This window comes from Microbacterium sp. (genome assembly GCF_048259935.1).
Classification (GTDB): domain Bacteria; phylum Actinomycetota; class Actinomycetes; order Actinomycetales; family Microbacteriaceae; genus Microbacterium.
The window spans coordinates 1-24876 of record NZ_JBLXHF010000003.1 but is presented as its reverse complement, the minus strand read 5'-3'; the positions used below and the strand labels follow the sequence as shown (position 1 = coordinate 24876).

At 64.7% G+C, this 24876-nt stretch carries 27 protein-coding genes; 15 read left to right on the top strand and 12 right to left on the bottom strand.

Annotated elements, in window-relative coordinates:
- Positions 1 to 42: 42 nt before the first annotated feature.
- Entirely contained in the window at positions 43 to 1221 is a 1179-nt protein-coding gene (locus tag ACN0RC_RS05765) for a sugar ABC transporter substrate-binding protein (protein WP_417509725.1), read from the bottom strand.
- A 146-nt stretch (positions 1222 to 1367) separates the two neighbouring features.
- Here ACN0RC_RS05765 and ACN0RC_RS05760 point away from each other — a divergent pair, with 146 nt between their 5' ends.
- The 3 genes from ACN0RC_RS05760 to ACN0RC_RS05750 are packed head-to-tail and all read left to right on the top strand — an operon-like array spanning position 1368 to position 2550.
- Complete coding sequence (locus tag ACN0RC_RS05760; RefSeq protein WP_417509723.1) at positions 1368 to 1616, top strand: hypothetical protein; 249 nt, start codon at positions 1368 to 1370, stop codon at positions 1614 to 1616.
- Positions 1617 to 1647: 31 nt separating this feature from the next.
- Positions 1648 to 1965: an MFS transporter gene (locus ACN0RC_RS05755; protein ID WP_417509721.1), complete on the top strand. Its 318-nt coding sequence runs from the start codon at positions 1648 to 1650 to the stop codon at positions 1963 to 1965.
- A 15-nt stretch (positions 1966 to 1980) separates the two neighbouring features.
- Entirely contained in the window at positions 1981 to 2550 is a 570-nt protein-coding gene (locus tag ACN0RC_RS05750) for a hypothetical protein (protein ID WP_417509719.1), read from the top strand.
- Positions 2551 to 2623: 73 nt separating this feature from the next.
- Here ACN0RC_RS05750 and ACN0RC_RS05745 read toward each other — a convergent pair whose 3' ends face one another.
- The gene (locus tag ACN0RC_RS05745; protein WP_417509717.1) at positions 2624 to 2776 is read right to left on the bottom strand and encodes a hypothetical protein; all 153 of its coding nucleotides are present in this window, start codon (positions 2774 to 2776) and stop codon (positions 2624 to 2626) included.
- Positions 2777 to 2976: 200 nt separating this feature from the next.
- Here ACN0RC_RS05745 and ACN0RC_RS05740 point away from each other — a divergent pair, with 200 nt between their 5' ends.
- The 5 genes from ACN0RC_RS05740 (at position 2977) to ACN0RC_RS05720 (ending at position 7886) form a co-directional block, all read left to right on the top strand.
- Positions 2977 to 3207, top strand: a complete 231-nt coding sequence (locus tag ACN0RC_RS05740; protein WP_417509715.1) for a FitA-like ribbon-helix-helix domain-containing protein — start codon at positions 2977 to 2979, stop codon at positions 3205 to 3207.
- Positions 3204 to 3587: a type II toxin-antitoxin system VapC family toxin gene (locus ACN0RC_RS05735; RefSeq protein WP_417509713.1), complete on the top strand. Its 384-nt coding sequence runs from the start codon at positions 3204 to 3206 to the stop codon at positions 3585 to 3587. The genes ACN0RC_RS05740 and ACN0RC_RS05735 overlap by 4 nt, the downstream gene beginning before the upstream one ends.
- Positions 3588 to 3697: 110 nt before the next feature.
- On the top strand, positions 3698 to 4945 hold the full coding sequence (locus tag ACN0RC_RS05730) for an alpha/beta hydrolase (RefSeq protein ID WP_417509712.1): 1248 nt from the start codon (positions 3698 to 3700) through the stop codon (positions 4943 to 4945).
- A gap of 26 nt (positions 4946 to 4971) precedes the next feature.
- Entirely contained in the window at positions 4972 to 5328 is a 357-nt protein-coding gene (locus ACN0RC_RS05725; protein WP_417509709.1) for a zinc ribbon domain-containing protein YjdM, read from the top strand.
- Positions 5329 to 5342: 14 nt separating this feature from the next.
- A complete protein-coding gene (locus tag ACN0RC_RS05720; protein ID WP_417509707.1) occupies positions 5343 to 7886 on the top strand; it encodes a DEAD/DEAH box helicase in 2544 nt (847 codons plus the stop codon).
- Between the two features lie 124 nt (positions 7887 to 8010).
- Here ACN0RC_RS05720 and ACN0RC_RS05715 read toward each other — a convergent pair whose 3' ends face one another.
- Positions 8011 to 9549, bottom strand: coding sequence for an SDR family NAD(P)-dependent oxidoreductase (locus tag ACN0RC_RS05715; protein ID WP_417509705.1), 1539 nt, complete (start codon positions 9547 to 9549; stop codon positions 8011 to 8013).
- Positions 9550 to 9651: 102 nt separating this feature from the next.
- On the opposite strand from ACN0RC_RS05715, the gene ACN0RC_RS05710 reads away from it, so the two are divergent.
- Both ACN0RC_RS05710 and ACN0RC_RS05705 read left to right on the top strand, forming a co-directional pair.
- Positions 9652 to 10710 carry a M4 family metallopeptidase gene (locus ACN0RC_RS05710; protein WP_417509703.1) on the top strand — a complete coding sequence of 353 codons (1059 nt, stop codon included), beginning with the start codon at positions 9652 to 9654 and terminating at the stop codon, positions 10708 to 10710.
- Positions 10682 to 10996 carry a protealysin inhibitor emfourin gene (locus ACN0RC_RS05705; RefSeq protein WP_417509701.1) on the top strand — a complete coding sequence of 105 codons (315 nt, stop codon included), beginning with the start codon at positions 10682 to 10684 and terminating at the stop codon, positions 10994 to 10996. Before ACN0RC_RS05710 ends, ACN0RC_RS05705 begins: the two co-directional genes overlap by 29 nt.
- 133 nt (positions 10997 to 11129) lie before the next feature.
- Here ACN0RC_RS05705 and ACN0RC_RS05700 read toward each other — a convergent pair whose 3' ends face one another.
- Complete coding sequence (locus ACN0RC_RS05700) at positions 11130 to 12197, bottom strand: mechanosensitive ion channel family protein (RefSeq protein WP_417509699.1); 1068 nt, start codon at positions 12195 to 12197, stop codon at positions 11130 to 11132.
- Positions 12198 to 12311: 114 nt separating this feature from the next.
- Here ACN0RC_RS05700 and ACN0RC_RS05695 point away from each other — a divergent pair, with 114 nt between their 5' ends.
- The 3 genes from ACN0RC_RS05695 to ACN0RC_RS05685 are packed head-to-tail and all read left to right on the top strand — an operon-like array spanning position 12312 to position 14191.
- Complete coding sequence (locus tag ACN0RC_RS05695; RefSeq protein ID WP_417509697.1) at positions 12312 to 13232, top strand: VOC family protein; 921 nt, start codon at positions 12312 to 12314, stop codon at positions 13230 to 13232.
- A gap of 16 nt (positions 13233 to 13248) precedes the next feature.
- Entirely contained in the window at positions 13249 to 13488 is a 240-nt protein-coding gene (locus ACN0RC_RS05690) for a hypothetical protein (RefSeq protein WP_417509695.1), read from the top strand.
- A gap of 22 nt (positions 13489 to 13510) precedes the next feature.
- Positions 13511 to 14191, top strand: a complete 681-nt coding sequence (locus ACN0RC_RS05685) for a ribonuclease H family protein (protein WP_417509693.1) — start codon at positions 13511 to 13513, stop codon at positions 14189 to 14191.
- A gap of 6 nt (positions 14192 to 14197) precedes the next feature.
- On the opposite strand, the gene ACN0RC_RS05680 is transcribed toward ACN0RC_RS05685, so the two are convergent.
- Genes ACN0RC_RS05680 through ACN0RC_RS05655 form a run of 6 tightly spaced genes read right to left on the bottom strand, consistent with a single transcriptional unit; the run spans position 14198 to position 20275 of the window.
- Positions 14198 to 14851, bottom strand: coding sequence for a TetR/AcrR family transcriptional regulator (locus tag ACN0RC_RS05680; RefSeq protein ID WP_417509691.1), 654 nt, complete (start codon positions 14849 to 14851; stop codon positions 14198 to 14200).
- Positions 14852 to 14899: 48 nt separating this feature from the next.
- Positions 14900 to 15817, bottom strand: a complete 918-nt coding sequence (locus tag ACN0RC_RS05675) for a cyclase family protein (protein ID WP_417509689.1) — start codon at positions 15815 to 15817, stop codon at positions 14900 to 14902.
- 7 nt (positions 15818 to 15824) lie between these two features.
- Positions 15825 to 16826 (bottom strand): ABC transporter permease, encoded by a 1002-nt coding sequence (locus tag ACN0RC_RS05670; protein WP_417509687.1) that lies wholly within the window; start codon positions 16824 to 16826, stop codon positions 15825 to 15827.
- Complete coding sequence (locus tag ACN0RC_RS05665) at positions 16823 to 18355, bottom strand: sugar ABC transporter ATP-binding protein (protein WP_417509685.1); 1533 nt, start codon at positions 18353 to 18355, stop codon at positions 16823 to 16825. The genes ACN0RC_RS05670 and ACN0RC_RS05665 overlap by 4 nt, the downstream gene beginning before the upstream one ends.
- Complete coding sequence (locus ACN0RC_RS05660) at positions 18342 to 19376, bottom strand: sugar ABC transporter substrate-binding protein (protein ID WP_417509683.1); 1035 nt, start codon at positions 19374 to 19376, stop codon at positions 18342 to 18344. Before ACN0RC_RS05660 ends, ACN0RC_RS05665 begins: the two co-directional genes overlap by 14 nt.
- Positions 19373 to 20275, bottom strand: coding sequence for a shikimate dehydrogenase (locus ACN0RC_RS05655; protein WP_417509682.1), 903 nt, complete (start codon positions 20273 to 20275; stop codon positions 19373 to 19375). Before ACN0RC_RS05655 ends, ACN0RC_RS05660 begins: the two co-directional genes overlap by 4 nt.
- Before the next feature lie 173 nt (positions 20276 to 20448).
- Here ACN0RC_RS05655 and ACN0RC_RS05650 point away from each other — a divergent pair, with 173 nt between their 5' ends.
- The gene (locus ACN0RC_RS05650; RefSeq protein ID WP_417509680.1) at positions 20449 to 22218 is read left to right on the top strand and encodes a TIM barrel protein; all 1770 of its coding nucleotides are present in this window, start codon (positions 20449 to 20451) and stop codon (positions 22216 to 22218) included.
- 32 nt (positions 22219 to 22250) lie between these two features.
- Here ACN0RC_RS05650 and ACN0RC_RS05645 read toward each other — a convergent pair whose 3' ends face one another.
- The gene (locus ACN0RC_RS05645) at positions 22251 to 23237 is read right to left on the bottom strand and encodes an SRPBCC family protein (protein ID WP_417509678.1); all 987 of its coding nucleotides are present in this window, start codon (positions 23235 to 23237) and stop codon (positions 22251 to 22253) included.
- Between the two features lies 1 nt (position 23238).
- Entirely contained in the window at positions 23239 to 23586 is a 348-nt protein-coding gene (locus ACN0RC_RS05640; RefSeq protein ID WP_417509675.1) for an ArsR/SmtB family transcription factor, read from the bottom strand.
- A 427-nt stretch (positions 23587 to 24013) separates the two neighbouring features.
- Here ACN0RC_RS05640 and ACN0RC_RS05635 point away from each other — a divergent pair, with 427 nt between their 5' ends.
- On the top strand, positions 24014 to 24661 hold the full coding sequence (locus tag ACN0RC_RS05635; protein WP_417509673.1) for a hypothetical protein: 648 nt from the start codon (positions 24014 to 24016) through the stop codon (positions 24659 to 24661).
- Positions 24662 to 24876: the final 215 nt, after the last annotated feature.

Here is a 24876-nt window from a genome sequence, read left to right as displayed (position 1 = left end):
TGTAGCCGCCCCCCTCAAGGGTTGATAGGTGGTCGCCTCCGGTCAGGAGGTGCTGCACTCTTCGGCGAACTCCTCGACGTTGTCTGCCGTTACACGGTTCGCGGTGTTGAGGTTGACCGGTGGGATCTCACCCGTCTCGAGGTACTCGAGGGTCCACTTGACGAGCCATTCGCCTTCGGCAACCGGCGTCTGGGTGCCGGTGCCATACTGCAAACCGGCGCGGATGTTATCGATTCCTACCTTGAAGCAGTTGCTTCCCGTGACGATCAATCCGTCATTTTCCACTCCCACCGGAATGCCCGATTGCACTGCGCTCTGAATCACTGCGTTGGCAAGATAATCAGCCATGCCGTAGGCCGCCTGGATACCGCCCTTGTTCTCATACTCCGCGAAGAGCTGGGTAGCGATCTGGCCAGCAGCGGCAGGATCCCAGTCGGTGTTTCGCTCGTCGACGATCTTGTACTCGGGGTACTTCGCCATCTCTTTATGGAACTCTTCCATTCGCAGGCCACTGGTGGCGGTCGTGTCGGAGCCAGCCAGCGCGATGACGTTGCCTTCTTCGATGCCGAGCTCTTGTAGACCCTCCACGATGTTCATGGCTGCGAACTTTCCGAGTGAACCGTGGTCGGCGTCAACCGTCATTGCGAGGTCTTCGGCCCCAGGAGCGGGCCGTGTGTTGCTGATGATGACCGGAACACCGGCCGCTTTCGCCTGCTGCAGCGACGGAACGACGGAGTTGTCATCAGTGGGCGTGAGCAGGATCAGGTCCGGTTGCTGCGCGATCGCAGACTGAAGGTTCTGAATCTGCAGAGCGACATCGAACGGATCCTGCAGGTATTCGACCTCAACACCTTCGGCCTCGAGCCCCTCGATGACCGTCTCATTGTAGACAGCGCACCACGGGTTGATATCCCCACAGTGAACCATCACCACGCGCTTGCCTGCGACACCGCTATCCGCGTTGCCTTCTCCTCCAGCGTCCGGACTTGGGGCGCCACCACTAGAGCACGCAGCCAGCGCGACGACGGCGCCGGCTGAGATCACGCCCGCCAGCGCACGCAGACCGCGTCGGGCTTTCGTCCCCGGCGCAAATTGTGCGCCGAGTCGTGCCAGAGCATTTTCAATGCTTTCAACCGTCATGTGATTTCCTCTTTCTCGGTGGGCCACGTTGCCTCCGGACGGAGCGCCTTCGCTCAAACTGAAGTTCACCGCATCATTCACCCCCGTGCAGTGTCGCCTGACGTGAAATAGGAACGCTCAAATCACGGGTTCCGTGATCCTCCCGCGCCGTGGCAAAACGTGTTGTGTGGAAGACAGCCATCCGGTCTCACGTACCGGCTACCGGTGGAGCAACCGAGAGTCTCTATATGTCCCCGATGCCACAGCTCGGCAAACGCTCTTCTTTCGGCGTCATCGCTGCGACCTTCGCACTCCTCACGGTCGGCGGAACGATACTGACGCCGCTTTATACGCTGTGGGCGGAGCAACTCGCGTTCGATACCGCCACCACGACGTGGATCGTCGCGGTGTACGTTGCCGGTGTGCTGATCGCGCTCGTGTGCTTCGGCGAGCTCTCCGACCAGGTAGGCCGACGACCTCTCCCGATCGGGCTCTGATCGCAGCCATCCTCTCGACCGTTTTTTCATCATGGCCGTCGACGTTGCCGCGCTGTTCGTCCGGCGGTTCTTCAGCGGCGTGAGCGTCGGACTGATCACCTCAGCAGCCACGGTCGCGCTGGCTGATCTGCACCCAGGACGCCGCGCCTCGGTACCTGCGATGGTCGCCACGAGCGGCAACACGGGCGGGCTCGGACTCGGTCCGCTCCTGGCCGGATTCTTCGCACAGTACCTTCCCGCCCCGACCGTGCTGGCCTTCTGGGTATTCCTCTCCTTCGTGATCGCCGCGGGCATCGCCACGGTGTTCGTACGTGAAACGCACCGCCGCCGGGCGGGGCCCATCGACTGAGCACCGCAGATCGGCGTGCCCGCCGCCATCCGATCCGCCTACTGGCGGATCGCCATCATGATCTTCCCGGCGTTCGCCATCCTCGGTCTATTCACAAGTCTTTCTCCGCAGTTCATAATCAGCACGCTGGGAGTGGACAATCTGCTTCTCGTGGGCGCGGCGACATTCGTCCTCTTCGAAGCGGGAGTGATCGCTCAGCTACTCCTGCTCAATCGTCCGTATCGCTGGGCGATCCTGTACGGCCTGGGACTGCTGATAGCTTCGCTGCTGCTGATCGCGGTCGGATTGGTTCTGACCAGCTTCATCGTGCTCGCCGCAGGAGCGATCATCGGCGGTTTCGGCGCCGGTCTCGGTTTCATGGGCGGGCTGGGGATGCTCAGTGATGGTATCGCCAGTGACAGCCGGGCCGGCACAACCGCTGCGTACTTCGTCGCCGCGCAGAGTGGGGTCGCCGTTCCCGTCCTGATGATCGGAGCCCTGAGCCCCCCTGGGACTCACGGTCGCGACGATGACGGGGATTATGGCGACTGCTGTGCTGGCAGGTATCGCCTTTGTCATCAACCTGCGCGTGAGGCACTGATCTGACAGCACCTCCCACAGCTCGGTCGGTAGGCTGAGGCGGATATGGGTGGTGCGACGGCGGCTCCCCGACGTGTGGTCAGAACCCCCGGAATCCAAGCGCTATGGTGCTGTCGGCGCTCAGTTTCGCCGGCTTGAGCGCGCTGGTGTAGATCGTGCCGCTGTGGGCGGTGCGCGGCGGCGCCGACGAAGTGGGCGTCAGGCTCGTCAACGCCGTGGCCGCCACCGTCACTCGTGCTGCTTGCAACAGATGCGCTGCCAGTGATCCTTGCTCTCTCAGCCGTGCGCGGCGCAGGCTTCGCCGTGGTCACGGTATGCGGCTCGTCAACTGTCGCACGGCTCGTCCTCGCGCGGCGACGTCGCCGAGATGCGGGCGCTGCTCGACACGCTCTCCCCGATCATGACGCGGGTTGATGCATGCATACTGTAAGCATGCCCAATGTCCTGATTCGAGACCTTCCTCCGCAGGTGCACGCCGTGCTGGTTCGGCGCGCGGAGCAGAACGGACAGTCGCTGCAGCAATACCTCACACACGAGCTGACGAAGCTGGCGAGCGTGCGGACGAACGCCGAACTCATGGATGAGATCACTGCGCGCGGCAACCGGATGCATCTGACCGCCGACGAGATCGTGGAAGCCATTCGACGCGGGCGGTCAGAGTGATCGTCGTCGATGCCTCTGTCGTCGTTAACAGTCTCTTGGGCGTCCTCGAACCCGAAACGCTATCGACGATCAAGCAGTCACAACTCGGCGCGCCCGACATACTCGATGTTGAAGTGGCATCAGCCCTGCGCGGCCTATGGCTTGGACACAAGCTCAATGACGCTGCACTTCACGAAGCTGTGGAAGATCTCGGCGAGTTCGCCGCGACGCGCTTCACCTCGACTCTTCTTGTTCCACGGGCAATACGCCTCAGAGCAAACCTCAGCGTCTACGACGCGACCTACGTCGCACTTGCCGAGGCGCTCGAGTGCACACTGCTCACGCGCGATCGCCGCATCGCCGAGGCCCCCGGCATCCAGTGCGCTGTCGAAGTGATCTGATCTGCATCTGCTGACCCCATGACCGCCACGATGACCGTCCCAGAGGAGTGGTGCCGCCCGGCACCGCGGGTGCATGATGTTCAGAGGATCGCGACCTCTGGGGACGGGCCATGCGCGAAAGCGGCACGGGCGACAAACAGCACACGTCCCGGCACCGCGCCCTGATCGTCGTCGTCGTCGTCCTCGCAGCACTCGTGATCGCGGCGCTCCCGAGCCTTCTGAAACTCGGCAACTTCGCCGAGCGCGTGGAAGAGGGAATGATCGCCGAGCCGGAGGTGCAGGCGTTCTATACGGTTCCGAGTCCTGCGCCGTCTGGAGATCCCGGCGATGTCGTCCGCGTCGAAAAGGCTGTCGGTGCGCCGTCCGGCGCTGAAGCGTGGCGCATCCTGTACCACTCGACCGATGAGACCGGTGCGGACGCGCTCGTGTCCGGCATGATCATCACCCCGACCGCAGCCACAGCGAAGCCTCGGACTCTCGTGCTCTGGGGGCATCCGACCACGGGTATCGCACCACGGTGCGCCCCATCGATCGGGGTCGCGCCCTTCGCCCTGATCGAGGGACTCGAGGCGCTGCTCGATGCCGGCTTCGTGGTCGCAGCGCCCGACTACTCCGGGATGGGGATGCCCGGTCCGCCATCCTTCTTACTCGGCGACACCGAGGCCGCGAACCTGCTCGATATCGCCAGGGCGACCCAGAAAATCCCCGAGGTTCAGATCAGTGCCGATCTGCTGCTGTGGGGACACTCTCAGGGCGGCCACGCCGCGCTCTTCGCGGCGCAGAACGCCGCCGACTACGCCCCCGAACTCACGGTCCTGGGAGTCGCGGTCGCCGCTCCCGCGACAGATCTCGGCGAGCTGCTCAAAGCCGACATCGGCGATGTCTCTGGAGTCACGATCGGCGCGTACGCCTTCTCGGCCTACGCCGCCGCGTATGCGGATTCTCTGCCGCCCGATCCTCTGGATCTCATCCTCACCGAGGCGGGCGCGGCGGCGGTGCCGAGCATGAGCGAGCTCTGCCTCCTCGGCCAGAACGCGAAGCTGCACGACATCGCGACTCCGCTCATCGGCGGGTTCATCTCGCACCCGCCCGAGAGCACGAGCCCCTGGGACGACTTGCTCACCGCGAACACCCCGCAGCAGACCGCGCTGCCGATGCCGCTGTTCGTCGCGCAGGGAGAGTCCGATACGCTCGTGCGCCCGGACACCACGGCGGCCTATGTCCGCACACAGCAGGCCGCCGGAACCGCCGTCACCTCGCACACCTACCCCGGCGTCGGCCACGGTGGCGTCGCGCTCAAAGCCATCGACGAACTCATCCCGTGGATGACCGCGCTCCGGGATGCACCGCGGGCGTGAACTCGCCGCCGAGATACGCTGATCACATGGCTGATTCGCTTCCTCTGTGCCCCGAGTGCTCCAGTGAGCACGCCTACGAAATGGGCGCCCTGCTGGTGTGCCCGATGTGCGGTCACGAATGGTCGCCAAGCGAAGCATCCTCCGACTCGGCAGACGAGCCGGCTGAGAAGGTCGTGAAGGATGCCGTCGGCAACGTCCTCTCCGACGGAGACACCGTCACCCTCGTCACGAGCGTCAAGGTCAAGGGCTCGACAGGTATCAAGGCGGGCACCAAGGTGCGCGGCATCCGCCTCATCGATCCCGTCAACGGTCACGACATCGACTGCAAGATCGATGGGTTCGGCGCGATGCTGCTCAAGTCCAGCGTCGTCAAGAAGGCCTGAGCCGGCCGTTTTTCATGTCTTCTCTTCTCGATCCCACGACTCTTCCCGACGGCTCCGATGCGGATGCCGTCTACATGGCGTTCGTGGAATGGGCAGAGGCCACCGGCATCCAGCTGTATCCCGCGCAGGATGAAGCGGTCATCGAGATCGCCTGCGGCAACAATCTGATCCTGTCGACGCCGACGGGCACCGGAAAGTCACTCGTCGCGATCGGCGCCCATTTCGCGGCGCTCGTCGAAGGCCGACGCAGCTACTACACCGCGCCGATCAAGGCGCTGGTCAGCGAGAAGTTCTTCTCACTCGTCGACATCTTCGGCCCCGACAACGTCGGCATGATCACCGGAGATTCGTCGGTGAATGCGGATGCTCCGATCATCTGCTGCACGGCTGAGATCCTCGCGAATCTCGCACTGCGCCAGGGCCCTTCGGCCGACGTCGGCCAGGTCGTGATGGACGAGTTCCACTTTTACGCCGACCCCGATCGCGGCTGGGCATGGCAGGTGCCGCTGCTGACGCTTCCGCAGGCGCAGTTCGTGCTGATGTCGGCGACGCTCGGCGATGTCACCGAACTCGCCGAAGACCTCACCCGGCGCACTCGCCGTGAGACCGCAGTGGTGACCGGGGTCGAGCGTCCCGTCCCGCTGCACTTCTTCTACGAGCTCACGCCGATCCACGAGACGGTCGAAGACCTGCTGGGCACCAGCCAGTCGCCGATCTACGTCGTGCACTTCTCGCAGGCGGCCGCGATGGAGCGGGCGCAGGCGCTGTCGAGCACGAAGATCGCAACGCGTGAGCAGCGCGACGAGATCGCCGCTCTGATCGGAGAGTTCCGGTTCACGACGGCGTTCGGAAAGACGCTGTCGAAGTTCCTGCGCGCGGGCATCGGTGTGCATCACGCGGGGATGCTGCCGAAGTACCGCAGGCTCGTCGAGCAACTCGCCCAGCGCGGGATGCTGCGCGTCATCTGCGGCACCGACACGCTCGGCGTCGGCATCAACGTGCCGATCCGCACGGTGCTTCTGACCGCGCTGACGAAGTTCGACGGCACGCGGATGCGGCAGCTGAACGCCCGCGAGTTCCATCAGATCGCCGGTCGCGCAGGGCGCGCGGGATACGACACGGCGGGCACCGTGGTCTGCCAGGCCCCGGAGCACGAGTCGGAGAACGCCGCGGCGATCAAGAAGGCCGGCGACGACCCGAAGAAGAAGCGCAAGCTGATCCGCAAAAAGGCGCCGGACGGATTCGTGTCGTGGGGCGAGCCGTCATTCCGCAAACTCGTGGATGCTGAGCCTGAGACGCTCACCTCGCACATGCAAATCACCAGCGCGATGATGCTCAATGTGATCGGCCGCGGCGGTGACGTGTTCGGGAATATACGCGCACTGGTATATGACAACCACGAGCCCCGCAACAGGCAACGCCTGCTCGCGCTACGGGCGCTCGGGATCTACCGGACGCTGCGCGAATCAGGAATCGTCGAGCAGTCCGAGCCTCGCTCCCTGAGCCTGTCGAAGGGGCGAGAGCCGGAGATCCGCCTCACGGTCGACCTACAGCCGAACTTCGCACTCAACCAGCCGTTGTCACCGTTCGCTCTCGCCGCATTCGAGTTGCTCGATCCGGAAGCGGCTTCGTTCGCCCTCGATATGATCTCGATCGTCGAATCGACGCTGGACGATCCGCGTGCGGTACTGAGTCAGCAGGAATTCCTTGCTCGCGGTGATGCCGTGGCAGAGATGAAGCGCGAGGGCATCGAGTATGACGAGCGGATGGAGCTGCTCGAGCAGATCACGTACCCGAAGCCTCTGGAGCAGCTGCTCGGTGCAGCGTTCGAGACGTACAGCGCTGCGCAGCCGTGGATCCGCGACTTCGAACTGCATCCGAAGGCCGTCGTGCGCGACATGTACGAGCGAGCCATGTCATTCGGGGAATATGTCGCCTATTACAAGATCGCACGCTCTGAAGGAGTGGTGCTTCGCTATCTGTCGGATGCGTATCGCGCAGCATCCCAGACCATCCCAGAAGAGCTGAAGAACGAAGACCTGCGCGACCTCATCGAGTGGCTCGGCGAGCTCGTGCGCCAGGTCGACTCTTCACTTCTGGATGAGTGGGAGGAGCTGCGCGCCGGCACCGACAACGGCATCGTCGATCTGCATCGTCCCGACGAAGAGCCGATTGTCCCGCCGGCTCCGAAGCGCCTCACCAGCAACGTGCGCGCGTTCCGCACCCTCGTACGAAATGAGCTTTTCCGGCGAGTGCAGCTGGCAGCCCTCGAAGATGTCGACGGGCTCGCGCTGTTGGATGCGGACTTCGGTGCGAATGCGTGGGATGACGCGCTCGACGGCTACTTCGCGGAGCATGATGAGATCCTCACTGGTCCGGATGCCCGCAGCTCGAAGCTCTTGATCCTCACCGAGGGCGCGGCACAGTGGACCGCACGGCAGATCTTCGACGATCCGGCTGGGGATCACGACTGGGGGATCTCCGCGACCATCGACCTTGCAGCATCCGATGAAGCGGGTGAGGCCGTCGTGACGGTGACCGGGGTGGATCGGCTCTAGGCCGGGCGCTACGGGGTTGTATCCATCGGAGCTTGTTACGGGCGTCGGAGAGATGACCCGAAAAGGTCCGTCAGGTGCAACACCCTCCGACAGGCGCAACAGAGCGGACGACGCTCACCCGCACTCACCAGGGGCTGGGCTTGTAGTCCTTCAGGAACACCCCGTGCTGATCGACGCCGGCCTCGCCCTGCACGATCGGGTCGTACACGCGTGCGGCGCCGTCGACGAGATCGAGCGGCGCGTGGAAGCCCTCTTCGGCGAGTCGCACCTTGGTGTGATGCGGCCGCTCATCGGTGATCCACCCGGTGTCGACGGCGGTCATCAGGATGCCGTCGGTTTCGAGCATCTCGCCCGCACTGGTGCGCGTGAGCATGTTGAGGGCGGCCTTGGCCATGTTCGTGTGCGGGTGACCTGGGCCCTTGTAGCGGCGCGAGAACTGTCCCTCCATCGCAGAGACGTTCACGACGTACTTGCGGTGCGCGCTGGACGAAGCCATCGACGCCCGAAGCCTGCTGATCAGCAGGAAGGGAGCGGTCGTGTTCGCCAGCTGCACCTCGAGCATCTCGAGCGGGTCGACCTGTTCGATCGACTGCACCCAGCTGTTCACGTGGTCGATGTCGGGCACGAGACCGCCGGCATCGATCGCCGAGCCGTCGCTGTGCTTTGCAAGCGACGACGAACCGGGAGCCATCGCGAGGCGCGCGAGATCCTCAGCGGTCAGCGCTTGACCGCCCTGCTCCGCGACGGTTCCGCCGAGCGCCGCAACAGACAGCAAGGGATTCGCATCGACGGATGCCTGCAGCGCCTGCGGGTGCGGGTCTGCGGTGTGCCCGAACGTCTCCATCTCAGGCAGCTTTCCCGAAGGAAGGGGCTGCATCTCAGCATCCGCCAGCAGGGAGTAGGCACCCGGCGAGCGCCGGACGGTCTGGGCCGCATTGTTGATGAGGATGTCCAGCGGCCCTTGGGCTGCAACGGAGTCGGCCAGCGCGACCACCTGGGCGGGGTCGCGCAGATCGATGCCGACGATGCGGAGGCGGTCGATCCAGTCCGCGGCATCCGGAAGCGAAGCGAACCGACGCACGGCGTCCCGCGGGAAACGCGTCGTGATCGTCAGGTGCGCGCCGTCGCGAAGCAGACGCAGCGCGATGTGCATGCCGATCTTCGCGCGTCCGCCGGTGAGCAGCGCGCGACGGCCGGTGAGGTCGGTGCGCGCGTTGCGCTTGCCGTGGCTGAACCGCGCGCAGTCCGGGCAGAGCTGGTGGTAGAACGCGTCGACGAGCGTGTACGGCTGCTTGCAGATGTAGCAGTTGCGGGGCTTGATGAGCTCGCCTGCGACCGGAGCCTGCGCGCTGGTGGCCAGATCGATGCCGCGCGTCTCATCGTCGATGCGATCGGGAGCGCCGGTCGCGGTCTTCGCGACGACCGCTCTGTCGGCTTCGGCGACCGCCTCGCGGATCTCCTTGCGGCGCGCGCGCTTGACGGCCTTGAACATCTGCGCGGTCGCGCGGCGGACGGCGATGTAATCGGGATGCTGCTCGCTCATCGAATCGAGCGAAGCGAGCACCCGGAGAGTGATCGCGAGCTCATCGGGATCGAGGCCGTCGCCGAGGTCCCTGAGCCTGTCGGGTCGGTCCCTGAGCCTGTCGAAGGGTGCGTCGGTCATTGGGCCGATTTTACGCGAGCGAGCTGGGAGAAGACGCCGCCGGGAGGTGTCGGACGAGAGTCCCCATGACACGTGTCGGCTCCCCCGCGTATCGTCGATCGCATGGACGGCGTACACGGCATCATTCCGGCATACCTGCTCGCCCGCCTCGCGCAGTCGAGTCGGTTCCCGAAGGCCGCCGATGCCGCGCGCCAGACTCTGTTGGCGGGTCGTCCGCAGTTCCGCGCGCGCATCACCCTGTCGATCGATGAGAACGGCGACCTCGTCGCCGAGCTGACGGATGCTCCGAACCGCACGATCAACGATGCCGGCGGCACCGAGAAGCTGCCTGGTGTCGTCGTGCGCACCGAGGACGAAGGGCCGGTCGCAGACGTCTCTGTCAACGAGGCGTTCGACGGGCTCGGGGCGACATTCGAGATGCTGCTCGGGGCGTTTCAGCGCAACTCGCTCGACGGAGCAGGGGCGCCGCTCGACGCCACAGTGCACTACAGCACCGACTACGACAATGCCTTCTGGGACGGCGAGCGCATGGTGTTCGGCGACGGCGACGGCGAGGTGTTCCGCGGCTTCACCGGCTCGCTCACCGTGATCGGCCACGAGCTGGCGCACGGCGTCATCCAGCACACCGCGAACCTCGAGTATCAGGGGCAGCCCGGCGCGCTCAACGAATCGATCGCCGATGTGTTCGGGGCACTCGCCGAGCAGTACGCACTCGGGCAGACGGCGGCAGATGCGAGCTGGCTGATCGGAGCCGGTATCTTCACCGATGCGGTGCAGGGGAAGGCGCTGCGATCGATGCTCGAACCCGGCACGGCATACGACGACGATGAACTCGGCAAAGACCCGCAGCCCGCGCACATGACCGGTTTCGTGCAGACCACAGAAGACAACGGCGGCGTGCACATCAACTCCGGCATCCCGAATCGCGCCTTCGCGCTCACCGCCCGTGCGCTCGGCGGCAAGGCCTGGGAACACGCAGGCACCGTCTGGTACCGCGCGCTGACCGGAGGGCTCTCCTCGACCGCGACGTTCCGTGAATTCGCGGACGCCACGGTGTCAGCTGCCGACCACGAGTACGGTGAAGAGGTGACCGCCGCAGTACGCGACGCATGGATGACCGTGGGAGTGCTCGATGCTGAAGGAACCCGCCGCACCGGATGACGACGACCGGTTCATCGTCACAGTCGTGCGCACCGGCGGCATCGCTGGGCTCCGTCGTCAGTGGGAGGTCGTGCCGCCCCGCGATGAAGAGCCGCACTGGATCGAGCTGATCTATCGCTGCCCCTGGCAGGATCCCGCGCCGACGGAGTCGGGAGCAGACCGGTATGTCTGGAGAATCCAGGCGCGCCCGCCCGGCGCCCGGCTCGAGCAGACCCTTCCGGAGTCGGCGCTCGAGGGCGCCTGGAGACAGCTCGTCGAGGCAGTGCGTGCAGCGGCGGCATCCTGACCGCACTTGCCTGACCGCACTTGCCTGACCGCACTTGCCTGACCGCACACCCGTCAGTGCGGATCACACCTGTCAGCGCGGAGCGCCCGATCCGGGCTGACGCCCGTGAAATCCACTGACGGGTGTCGCGCGCTCACCCAGTGGGGCGATCCTCCATCGCCACGCGCGTGACCGGCAGCGCCTCGGGATGCTCCTGCTGCAGCCAGGTCACGATCTTCTCGCGCACAAGGCACCGCAGATCCCACTGGTCATCAGAGTTCGCTGCCGAGATCTTGAACCGCACGGTCACGTAGCCACCTTCGGACCCGGTGACGAGCACGTTCGCCGAACGCTGGTCCCAGAGCGGTGAGGCGGTGACGATCTCCATGAACTTCTCACGCACAGCATCCACCGGCACCCGCCAGTCGAGGTCCATGTAGACGGTGCCGATGATGCGCTCAGAGTTCCTCGTCCACGTCTCGACGGGCGTCGTCGTGAAGTATGTGCAGGGCAGAATCAGACGCCGCTCGTCCCAGATGTAGACGACGACGTACGAGAGGTTGATCTCGCCGATCGTGCCCCACTCGCCCTCGATGACGACGACGTCGCCGACGCGGATCGAGTTCGTGAAGGCGATCTGCACTCCCGCGATGAGGTTGCCCAGGGTCGACTGCGCGGCAAGACCGGCGATGACGCTGATGACACCGGCAGATGCCAGGATGCTCGTGCCGACCGCTCGCACCTCGGGGAACGAGAACAGCACGACGCCGACGGCGATGACCGCGATCAGCACGACGACGAGTCGGTTCATGATGGTCAGCTGCGTCTTGCGGCGGCGGGCCTCAGGACTCGTGGCGTCTTTGCGGCTGTCGTACTGCATGAGCCGTTCCATGCCGAACGTGACGACGGTCGACAGCAGCCAGGCGCCCACCAGTACTGCCGCGATGAGCAGCACCCGTTGCAGGACCGGCCACCAGGGCAGCGTCGCGGGCGCATACGCCGCGCACACGATCCATACGGCGATCACGAACGCCAGGGTCATGCCCGGTATGCGGATGCGACGTTCGAAATCAGCGATCCACGCGGAGCGTCCGCGCGCCCGGCCCGCGATGAAGCGCGCACTGATCACGATCGCCGCTACGATCGCGATCGCCACGACCGCGGCGATGAACGTCCCGATCCAGGCGTTCCATTCGAGCTCGAACTCCGTGACAGATGCCATCACCCCAGGCTAGACAGATTCACCGCACGGGGCACATCCCTCTTGAATACGCGGCGCGTCCGGAGCACTCTTTATTCACAGGCTGCGTTTCGCGGTCACGACAAAGGAGTCGAGATGTCTCAGAAGATCATTCCGAACATCTGGTTCGATCAGAACGCCGATGAGGCGGGCAAGTTCTATGCCGGCATCCTGCCCGACACGACAGCGACGGTCGGCGCGAGGTATCCCGATGAGGTGGCAGAGTGGCAGGCTGACTTCGCCGGCAAGACGCTCACGGTCGATGTCGACGTTGGGGGGTATCAGCTGACGCTGATCAACGCGGGGTCGGAGTTCCGCCCGAACCCCTCGGTGTCGTTCATGCTGAACTTCGACCCCACGCGTTTCGGTGATGATCGGGATGCCGCGCGCGCCAGCCTCGACGCCGTGTGGGCTGGTCTCTCCGAGGGTGGGGAGGTGCGGATGGAACTTGGCGAGTACCCGTTCAGCCCGCGGTACGGGTGGGTGGAAGACCGGTACGGGGTGAACTGGCAGCTGATCCTCACGAGCCCCGAAGGTGAACCGCGACCGTTCCTCATTCCGCAGCTGATGTTCACCGAGTCCGTCGACGGCAAGGCACGTGAAGCGGCACAGTTCTACTGCTCGCTGTTCCCGGACGCGGGCGTGGGCTACATCGCCGTGCACCCACCGCAGTCCGCACAAGAGGTGCCGTCCGCGCATGCGTCACCGGGGACGATCATGTTCGGCGAGTTCCGGCTGGCGGATCAGTGGTTCTCGATGATGGATGGCGGACCAGCCCACGACTTCACGTTCGACTGCGGGGTTTCGTTCGAGGTGCGCGTGGCGGATCAGGAAGAGCTCGACCACTACTGGGATGCCCTGACCGCAGTGCCCGAAGCGGAAGTCTGCGGCTGGCTCGCTGACAAGTACGGGCTCAGCTGGCAGATCGTTCCCGAGAACATGGGCGAACTCATGGAACGTCCGGGTGCATACGCGAAGATGATGGAGATGAGCAAGCTCATCATCGACGACTTCTAGATCATCCGAGGAGATCATGGGACTTTTCTCGCAGAACCCCGCAGACAAGGATGCGTGGGCCGCCCTCCCCGGCGAACCACTCGATCGGAACGGCTCGGTCGACGATCTTCCCGAGGTCCCCGTCGATCCGCTCGAGATCGGCCTGGGGCTCGAAGCCGGCACGAGCGTCTCGTCGATCAGCATCCCGGTCGCGCTTCCCGCACCCGAACACCACAACGCATCCGAAGAGCACGACGCACCCGAAGAGCACGCCTGACCCAACCGGTTACGGTTGAAGGATGACGATCACCGCCGCCGCAGACGGCTCCGCCCTCGGCAATCCAGGACCGAACGGCTGGGCCTGGTACATCGACGACGACAACTGGGCGGCGGGCGGTTCTCCGCACGGAACGAACAACCAGGGCGAGCTGCGGGCGGTCCTCGAGCTGCTGCGCGCGACGGCAGGGTCGGACGAGTCGCTGCTGATCATGTGCGACAGCAAGTACGTGATCGATTCGATCACCAAATGGATGCCGGGATGGAAGCGCCGCGGCTGGCGCAAAGCCGATGGCGCCCCTGTGCTGAACCGCGACCTCATGGAATCGCTGGATGAGGCGATGCAGGGAAGAGATGTGAAGTTCGCCTGGGTGAAGGGTCACGCAGGACACGATCTGAACGAAGCAGCTGACGAGCGGGCGAACGCGGCTGCGAAGGCGTACCAGGCGAAGCAGGAACCGCGCCGCGGCCCCGGCTTCACGCTCGGTGGCGACGCTTCGACAGGCTCAGCGAGCGCGCAGAAGTCGCAGCCGATGTGGGCCGAAGCATCCTCACTGCTCGACGTCTTCGAGGTCCCTGAAGGGTCCGCGGCATCTGCAATCGATCTGCACGTGACGCTCACGCCCGACGAGCACGCGCGGCTGCGCGATCGTGCGCAGGCGCAGGGCATCTCTCTTGAGCAGGCCCTGCGCCGCCTGATCTGAGGCGCGTCAGGCCGACGTCGGTGCGGTCATCCACGCCACGACGACATCGCCGATCATCGATCGCAGGTGTTCGCGCCGCTCTTCTGCGAGCAGGTCGCGGTCGAACAGGTACCCGAAGGTGTATTGGTTGGCGACCTGAAAGAAGCAGTAGGAGCTGATCAGCAGGTGCACGTCGAGCGCGTCGACATCGGCGCGCACCGACCCCTCGGCTCGACCGCGCTCGAGCACCGCTTCCAGAACATCGACGGCCGGCTGGTTCAGCGTGCGCAGTCCGTCGAGACGCTTGATGAACTCGCCATGGTGGATGTTCTCGATCGACACCAGCCGGATGAACGAACTGTGGTTGAGGTGGTGGTCGTAGGTGAGCTCAGCGATCTGGCGGAGCGCTTCCACGGGCGGCAGATCACCGGCATGGATCGACTGCTCGGTCTCGCGAATGCCGCGATACGCATTCTCGAGCACGGCGAGGTAGAGCTGCTCTTTGCCGCCGAAGTAGTAATAGATCATGCGCTTCGTCGTCTGCGTGCGCTCGGCGATCTCATCGACCCGCGTTCCCGCGTAACCTGACTCGGCGAATGCCTCGGTGGCTACCTCGAGGAGCTCCGAGCGCGTGCGCTCAGCATCGCGCTTGCGCACCACCGGCGCAGCCTTTTCGCTCATCGCGTCCACCCCCACATCATGCCCTACCCCGCAGCTCATACCGCTCGATCAAAACGTCGCCACCGGACTCACCGGCGATCCGACCCCACCGGTGACTCGGAGCCCCGCGCATGAGAGGTGGAACACGGATCGGCCCAACGTGGCAGCGGCCGCTGCAAGCTCCTCCATCACGAACATCTCCCCCAGCGGCATCCCGATGTCGCGCACGAGAACGCAGTGCAACGGCATCGCGGCGCCGGATTGCGATGGCGCGACTTCCACGCCCCAGTTGTCCGAGGCGACGAAGGCGACGTCTCGTTCACGCAACCAACGAGCTGTGGACAGGTCCAAACCGGGTTCGGTGGCGAAATACTCTTGCGCATCGCCCTCGAGCAGCAGTTGCATCCATCCCGTGCGCACGAGGACGATGTCCCCCGGCTCCACCCGCACTCCGGCACGGGCCTCCGCCATCAGCAGGTCTTCCGTTGTCACCGGTTCGCCCGAGTCCAGTCGCGCGCGACCAGTCAGCGCAGGAATGTCGAGCAGCACTGCCCGGCCGTTGATGCGGCCGACGTAGTTCTCCATGCCGAGGCGCGACGCGCCCGCCGCGGTCACGGCTGACGCCGCGGACACGCCGTTGTACAGTGCCCCGTCGTACGAGACGTGGGCGAGCGCATCCACCTGCGTCGCTCCTTGCAGGTGCAGGAACATCGCATCGTCGAAGTAGTGGAAGCCGCCTTCTTCGACCGGCGCATCCGGAAGCCGGGTCATGATGTGCACCGGATTGGTGCGACGGCTCCCGGCGGGTTGCGGACCATCGCCGCCCAGCGGCAGCGACAGTTCGAGCACGTGGCCGGTACGGATGCTGTCCGCACCGGCGCGCACGCGTTCCGGGGTCAGGAGGTTCAACGTGCCGAGTTGGTCATCGTCACCCCAGCGACCCCAGTTCGACAGCTCCCTGCCGAGAACTCGATGGTCCGTCGTCACTGCATGCTCACGATCGTGACTGCCGCGAGCGTCGACGAGTGCTGACGGAGTCGAGCAGCACGGCGAGGAAGATCAGAGCACCCTGCACGAACTGCACCCAGAACGACGACACATTCAACAGGGTGAGCCCGTTGTTGATGACGCCGATCAGCAGCACACCGACGAACGTTCCGATCATGCTGCCCTTGCCGCCGAACAGGCTCGTCCCACCGATGACGACGGCCGCGATCACCTGCAGTTCGGTGCCCGTCGCGGCGTTCGGCGTCGCGGAGTCGAGTCGCCCGAGCAGGATCAGCGCGGCAATGCCGGCCGCGATACCCGCGATCACGTATGCGGAGAAGACCACACGGCGCACGTTGATGCCAGCGAGCCTCGCCGCTTCCGCGTTGCCGCCGACAGCGTAGATCCGGTGGCCGAAGGTTGTGCGCGAGAGCACGAAGTGCGCAACGACGAACAGTAGCACCGTCGTGAGGGCGGAGGTCTTCACATCGAACACGGCTGAGGCACCCAGCCAGTTCAGCGATTCTGGAAGGCTGTACACCGACTGCCCCTGGCTGATCTGCAGCGTGAGACCGCGCGCCATTCCCATGGTCGCGAGCGTCACGATGAACGGCGCGAGACGCAGCCAGGAGACGGATGCTCCGTTGAAGGCGCCGACCGCGGCCGCCACCACGATGACAGCGGCGATGCCGAAGAAGCCGTTGCCGGTCGCCTGCGCGACGATCGCGCCGATCATGCCGGACAGCGCGATATTCGCGCCGACGGAGAGGTCGATGCCGCTGGTGATGATGACGAACGTGGCGCCGATAGCGGCGATGCCAACCACAGCGCTCTGCGTCACGATGTTCGTCAGATTGCTCGCGGTCAAGAACGTCGGCGTCATCACCGAGAGCGCGACCGACACGATGATCAGCGCGGCGATGATCGGGAGAAGATTACTGTTGAGGACCGTGCGCGATGCGTCTTTCCAACGCGTCTGAGCGCCGGGGGCCACAGCGGAGTTCGTCATAGGGGGAGCGTTCCGTTCATTGCGTTTCCACTCATTGCGTTTCCACCCGCGGAGAGGTGGAGAATGTGCTCTCGTTCGAAGTCATCACGGGAGATCTCCGCGACGATGCTGCCGCTGACCAGCACATAGATTCGGTCAGCGACGGCCAGTACCTCGTCGGTGTCGCTCGAACAGACAAGGACAGCGGTCCCGCGTTCAGCGAGGTCGAAGATGCGCTCGTAGATGCCGGCTTTCGCGCCGACGTCGACACCTCGCGTCGGGTCGTCGAAGAGCGCGACACTCGGGTCTCGCTCCGAGATCCGAGCGACGACGACTTTCTGCTGATTCCCACCAGAGAGCTCGCCGACGGCTTGAGCCGTCGAGCTCATCCGAACCTGGTATCGCTTGGCGACATCGCGTGCGTTCCGGGCGAGGGCTCGGAAGTCGAGGAACCCCCAGCGCGAGACGCCTCGGTAGTCGCCGTAGACAAGGTTGGATTCGATGCTGCCGTCGAGGACCAGTCCGTCTCGTTTGCGGTCCTCGGGTGCGTACAGGATTCCAGCTCGTGATGCCCTGGCCAGCGAGCCAGTGCGTACGGCTTCGTCGTTGATCGAGATCGAACCGGAGGAGACATTGTTCGCGCCGGAGATCGCACGCATCAGCTCGGTCCGGCCGGCACCGGCGAGACCGACGAGCCCTACGACTTCGCCCGCCCGCGCGACGATCGAGTTGCCGTTGGACCCGGCGGCGACCAGATCATCGACCTGCAGGACGATCGACCCGACAGCGCGAGCGCGATACGGGTACGCCTGCTCGAGGTCTTTTGCGAGCATGGCGCGGACCAAGGACTTCTCATCGAAGTCTGAGGTCTCGCCCTCGGCGACCTTGCGGCCGTCACGCAGCACGACCAGCCGATCCGAGATCCGGAAGAGCTCGTCGAGATGATGGGTCACGTAGAGGATCGCGATTCCCTCTGCCCGCAGTGCTGTGACCACGTTCAGTAGAGTCTCGACGTCTGCCTCCGGCAGCGACGATGTCGGTTCGTCGAGGATCAGTACCCGAGCATCCCGAACGAGGCAGCGCGCGATCTCGGCGAGCTGGCGCTGCGCGATGGTGAGATCCCGGATAGGCGTACCGAGGTCGATCCCGCCCAGGCCGACGCGCTCGAGGCCGGCTTGCGCCCGCCGCCTGTTCGCCGCCCGGCTCTTCACGCCAGCACGGGACTCGAGGTTTCCCAGCAGTACGTTCTCGAGCAACGACATGTCCGGGATGTCGGTGAGCTCCTGGTAGATGACGCTGATCCCCGCATCGATCACGGCCTTCGCCGAGCGCGGAAGCGGCGCTCCGTCGATCGTGATCTCACCCGCTGTGGGTTCGATGGCGCCGGAGAGCGTACGTATCAGCGTCGACTTACCAGCGCCGTTCTCGCCCACCAGGCCGGTGATCTGGCCCCCCTCGAGGACGAACCCCACGTCCTCCAGCACCGTGTTGGTGCCGAAGGTCTTGGAGACGCCCTCGAGAGAGAGTCGAGTGATGCTATTTGACTTCATCCGCCCAGATTCCGTATTCCTTGACCTCTGCGGAATCGATGTTCGCAGGGGTGATGATCTGACCGGGCCACTCGATGAATCCGGTGATCTTCTCACCCTTCTCCACATCGGCGATGTTCTTCATCACGAGCTTGGCGAGCTCGATCGGGTTCGATGCCACAGTCATATCCTGGCGGTTCGCGCGGATGTCCGCGATTGCAGGAGCGGGTGCGTCGTTGCCGGTGACGAAGATGTGGTCGGGGTCACCCACGGGCTTGAAGAGCCCCGCCGCTTCGATCGCCTTGGTGCTTCCCTGCGCTTCGCTGTCGTTGGCGTTCATCACGGCATCGATGTCGGAGTGGGCCTGCAAGATGGTCGACATCTGCTGGAACGTCTTGTCCGTGTCGAACCCGCCATCGACGCGCGCCACGACCTCGATGCCGGGGTACTCGCTGATGATGTTGTCGAATCCAGCGGTCCGATCCGAGCCCGCAGCGCTCCCGGCGATGCCCTGCATCTCGACGACCTTGCCCTTGGGCTCCCCGTACTTCTCGGTGAGGAAGTCGACGATGCCCTGAGCGCTCTGCTCGCCGATGGTCACGTGGTCCATTGCGACCGTGAAAGTGACAGCATCCGAATCGATCGTGTCGGAGATGCCGACGACCGTAACGCCGGCGTCGGCCGCCGCGTTCACGGCGGGGACGATGGCGGATGCATCGGCGGGGCTGACGATGATGTAATCGGCGCCCTGGCTCACGAGGTTCTGGATGTCGCTGGTCTGGGTGTTGTTGTCACCGTTCGAGTTGGTCTGAAGCAGGCGGAAGCCGTACTCATCGGCACCCTCTTCAAGGCCTCGGACGAGTCCCGCGAAGTACGGGTTGGTGAGCGTGTAGCCGGAGTAGCCGACGACGATCTCGTCGGAGTCGCCTCCGGCGTTCTCGTTCTGCTCAGCCGATGCGCACCCGGCCGCCGCAAGGGTGAGGCTGGCTACGAGGGTAAGGCCGAGGATGGCACGACGTACGGTTGTGATTCGAGGATTCACCGTTGAGTCCCTTTCTGGGATGTTGTTGCTGTGTGAGTGGGGGTTGTGGCTTCCTCATCGACGAGTGCGAGGAAGTGCTGCCGCATCCGGATTCCATCGGGCTCGTGACCCGTGATGATCCGGATGCTGTCGATCGCCTGCCCGACGGCCATCAAGCCGCCATCGAGTACGCGGTGTCCGCGGGAACGCGCTGTTCGCACGAGCTGAGTCGCCAGGGGAAGGTAGACCACATCAGCGACCCAGGCCTCAGGGCGCAGCCCGTCGAGCTCGAAAGCGAGCCCTGGGTTGTGCAGCATCCCGGTGGGCGTCGCATGCACCACGCCGTCGGCGTTCGCGAGAGCGGGGGACATATCCGCGAGAGCACAGCTTCTGATCGTGGCCTGCGGGAAGAGCTCCCGCATTCGGCCGACGAGCCTGTCCGCTGCGTCGGGGAACAAGTCGGCGATCGTCATCTCGGTCGCCCCTGACTTCAATGCGGCGAAGCAGGTGGCCGCGCCGGCGCCGCCGGCGCCGACCTGCACGACGTTCTCGCCCTCGATCGAGGTGAGGCCCGCGCGCAGCGCGTACTGAAAGCCCGTCCAGTCGGTGTTGTGCCCGATCACGCGACCGTCGCGGTACAGCACGAGGTTCACAGCACCGAGCTCGGCGGCGTCAGCGGTGAGCTCATCCAGGTACGGAATGATGCCCTGTTTGAACGGATGCGTGACGTTGATCGCGTCGAAGCCGTCCGCAACGATCTCGTCGAGGATCTGCGGCAGATCGCTGACGCCCCGGCCCGTCGAGGCGGTGTCGAGCACTCGATACTCGTAGTCGAGCCCCAAGCGGAGCGCCTCTTCACGATGCATCGGAGGAGTGAGAGAAGTGGCGATTCCCTCTCCGAGCAGACCGACGAGCGTCATGCAGAAATCCCTCTCGTGGCGCGACGAATCATCGTCTCCTGCGGGGGTAGCTGCTGGTGCATGTCGTCGTTGACCTTCATCTGGGGATCGGTGCTGGAATTGAATGTACCGGTTAGTACATTGATCGGCAACACCTCTGGGAAATTAATGTACAAACTGGTACGTTCACAGCCATGCGTACTTCAATCGCCTCCGTCTGCATCTCCGGAGGGCTCGTCGAAAAGCTCCACGCCTGCGCCGAAGCGGGTTTCGATGGAGTCGAGATCATGGATGCGGATCTCATTGCCGCACCGGAGTCCCCCGAAGAGATCCGCGCGCTCTGCGACCGACTCGGGCTCACGATCGAGATGTTCCAGCCCTTCCGCGATGCAGAGGGAGTCGCCGACGATGTGTTCGTCGACAACATGCGCCGCGCAGAGGCGAAGTTCGAGGTCATGAGACGCCTCGGCACCGATCTGATGCTCGTCTGCAGCAACGTCGGAACTGCGACCGTCGATGATGACGACGTCTTTGCACGTCAGCTCGGCGAGCTGGCGGACAGGGCTGCGGCGCACGGCATCCGTCTCGCGTATGAGGCGCTCGCCTGGGGACGGTATGTCGACGACTACCGTCGCACGTGGGAGATCGTGAAGCGGGCCGATCGACCGAACCTCGGCGTCTGCCTGGACAGCTTCCACATCCTTTCGCTCGGCCACGACCCGGCCGCGATCGAGCAGATCGACGCGGAGAAGATCTTCTTCCTTCAGCTCGCCGATGCCCCGGCGCTCGACATGGACGTGCTGTCCTGGAGTCGGCATCACAGGCTGTTCCCCGGTGAAGGGTCATTCGATCTGGTCGGGTTCATGACACACGTCGTGCAGGCGGGATACGCGGGGCCGTGGTCGCTGGAAGTCTTCAACGACACATACCGGCAGACCGACACGGTACGCACCGCGGCCCACGCGCATCGATCACTGGTGTGGCTGGCTGACCGCACGGCAGCTGCGAACGGGTGGTCGCAGGGGCAGATCGGTGAGGCACCCGCAACGACCGGGTTGGATTTCATCGAAGTGGCCGGAGCCGATCTCGCCGAGGTGGACGAACTGCTCGAGCAGCTCGGCTTCGCATTCGAGGGACAGCACAGGTCGAAGCCGGTGCGCCTGTGGAGTGCGGGGTCCGCGCGAGTCATCCTGAACGAGCAGGTGCGAAGCGGTGAGCCGGTCCTCGCGGGAATCGGCTTGCAGACGGCGGATGCTGAGGCCGCCGTGTCGCGGGCCCTCGCACTCGGGTCCCCCTCGGTTTTCCGGCGCACGTATGAGGGCGAGCAGCACCTGCGGGGTGTGGCCGCACCCGACGGCACGCAAGTGTTCTGGAGCTCCCGGCCGGTGGAGCGATCGTGGCTCCAGGAGTTCGAGGGCGGCAGACAGATCGCCGGAGGACTCGTGGGAGAGATAGATCACATCAACCTCGCGTACGCGTGGCAGGACTTCGACGAGGCGGTGCTGTTCATGTCGAGCGCCCTGTCACTGCAGGCGGATGCTCCGGCCGATGTGCCGGGGCCGCACGGGTTGATCCGCAGTCAGGTGATGCGCACCCCGGACGGAATCATCCGGGTGCCGATCAACCTCGCCCCGCCCACCGCGAAACCCCCGGCTCGGCACGTCGCGGTGCGGACCTCGGACGTGTTCGCTGTGGCTCGGCGAGCGCGAGAGCGCGGTATCGACCATCTGCGGATTCCCGCGAACTATTACGACGACCTCGCGGCGCGATTCGACCTGCCCGCCGACATGCTGGCGTCGCTGCAGGAACTCGATCTGTTGTACGACCGCGATGCCGACGGCGAGTTCATCCACTTCTACACTCGCACCATCGGCGACGTCTTCTTCGAGGTGGTTGAACGTCGCGGCGGCTACGACGGGTACGGCGGCGCGAACGCGCCGATCAGACTCGCGGCGCAGCGGTAGGTTCGGCGCGTTCGGGCCTGGTTTGTCCGGAGTTATGAACTCGTGAAGCCCAGCACCTCGCGCTCGAGACGGGCGAAGGATGCTTCCATGCCGTCGGCCATGCCGGTGGCGAGGATCATGTCGCGCGTCTCCTTGTCGGGGTACTCGATGAGCACCGTGACGAGGGTGGCGCCGTCCTCCTCGTAGAGGTTCAGGTCGTTCAGCGTCTGGGTCGGCATGCCCTGCATCCGCTCGGTGGTCACGGCACGGCGCGGGGCATCGATGAGCAGCACCTCGCCCTCGAATCCGAAGGGCTCGCCCTCGGTGTCGCCGATCGGCGCCCAGGAGTTGCGGTACGTGTCACCCGGAGCCATGCCGACGACGGACTCCGTCATTTCCCAGCCGTCCGGTCCCAGCATCCACTTCTTCACGAGCTCGGCGTCGTGATGCGCGCGCCAGACCAGCTCACGCGGACCGTTCACGAGGCGCGTGATGCGTACGTGCGTGTCGTCGAGCAGTTCGACGCGCGTGCCTTTGCCCTGCGCGTATTCGCGCAGGTCCTGCAGTACGGCATCCAGCTGCGCCATGGCCATGCGCGTTCCTTCGACGGCGCCCATCGCGACGACCTGCTCGAGCGCCTCGGCGGAGTCGAAGTGGCTGGTGTTGATCATGCGGCTGCCGGCATCCGTCGGCTCGAAGCCGAACGTCATCCGCATCGCCGGCATGCCCTCGAGCGGGTTGCCGTCGGAGTCTGCGAAGGAGTCGATGACGTCGAAGCCATGCGGTTCGAGGATGTTCAAGAATTCCCACGATCCGCCAGAGCGCTCGCCCTGCGGACTGGTCATGCAATAGAGCGCCTTGCCGCCGACCGTGAAGTCGAACTGGGTGAAGGTGGCGGGCCATCCGGGAGGACCCCAGAACCGCTCGAGCTGGGCCGGGTCGGTGAACACGTGCCAGAGCCGTTCGATCGGAGCCGCGAAGTCGGCGACGACGGTCATGGTGAGATTCTCAGCATCCGTGGTGATATCGGTGACAGGCATTTCAGTCTCCTTCGGTGTTTTCAGAGAGCAGATCATCGAGGCGAGCGACGCGGTCGCGCCACAGTTCTTCGTAGCGGGCGAGCAGCGCCCGAGCGCGCGCGATCATCTCGGGATTCGCGCGGACGAGCCGCTCGCGTCCCTCGGCACGCTTGATGATGAGGCCGGCGGCCTCAAGGACGGCGACGTGCTTCTGCACGGCGGCGAAGGACATGTCGTAGTCGCCCGCGAGGGACGACACGGATTGCTCTTCGCCACTCGTTCGGCGCAGAATGTCACGCCGAGTCGCGGCCGCCAGTGCGTGGAACACACGGTCGGTCTCCGCTTCGCTCAGTTCTCGTTGTGCAACCATTTGGTTGTACGTTACGCCCGAGCGGATGCTACGTCAAGACTTTTCTTGTCGGAACCGCGTTGAGGTGACACAAACCAGCTTTAGGTGACATGCGGCCCGGCTACGGTGACACCGTGTGTCAGGAAACGCCGACGACCTTCCTGTATCCGCTGTCGATGCGGAGGAGCATCAGCAGTGGATACAGGAGCGATGGGGCTCCGATTGCCCCCATCGTCTTCGCATCACCTGAACCACGGGTTCACTTGTGAAAGGGGCTGCAGTGCGGCCAGTCGATGAGGCCAGGCGGATCACCCCTCGGTGTCGAACATCATCTGCCGAGTTGCACTGGATCCCGCGCATGGGCAGCGGCCGCGCCACAGACAGAGAGCTCGAGTGGGCGGCTGTCGGTCGAGACCTCGGAGACAGAGACTGGCAGGCGATCGATCCCATGAGCGTTCGCAAGTCGAAAGGCGTTCGCCATCAATTCACGCCTGCGATGTACTTCTGGCAGCACACGCGATCGCATGTGTGGTGCGAGTCCCAGGAAGAACGCTGGGAAGTCCTGTGGCTGGACTATAGCGGGCAAGCTGAGCGACTGTGGGCGCAGCCGCTGGCGATCGCCTTCGGGCACGGTTCACAGTTGTCGGGGGACTCACACATCCCTGACTTATTAGCGCAGTTCACCGACGGCAGCTTTGGGCTATTCGATGTGCGCCCGGCAGAGCGCATCGACGACCTTGCCCGCGTCCAGTTCGGCGAGACGGCAACTATCTGCGGTCGACTCGGCTGGCGTTACGAGGTACTTACGGGACACGACAATCGCGCGACCGCGAATCTCGATTACCTGTCGGCGTCGCGCCACGATCGCTGCTTGCCCGCACGGGAGACGGAATCCCTAATCTTGGAGATGGCCGTCGGCGGTCGGCCCCGCGGGGAGCTGTGCCGGATCGTCTCTCCCGACTGCCCACCTCTGGCCTGCGCATGGATCGACAACATGGCCTGGCGACGACTACTCAACATAGACCTCGCCGCGGTCTTCAGCAGCGAAACCGTGTATACGACTGCAGAATCTGGCAGCGAAAGAAGGGCAGAGTGATGTCTGACGAGTACAAGGTTCGGCTCGGCGACACGGTGGAGATAGATGGTGAACTCTGGGTGTGGGAGTAGTGCCCCATAAAGTGGTGTAGCCCGCGGTGGCCGGCTCGTCGCTTCCGACGTAGGCGCGGTCACCGTGTGATCCTTCGAGGAAACTCTCACATCCCACTCGAAAGGCATCATCACGATGACCGCACTTCATATTGTCGACAGTGA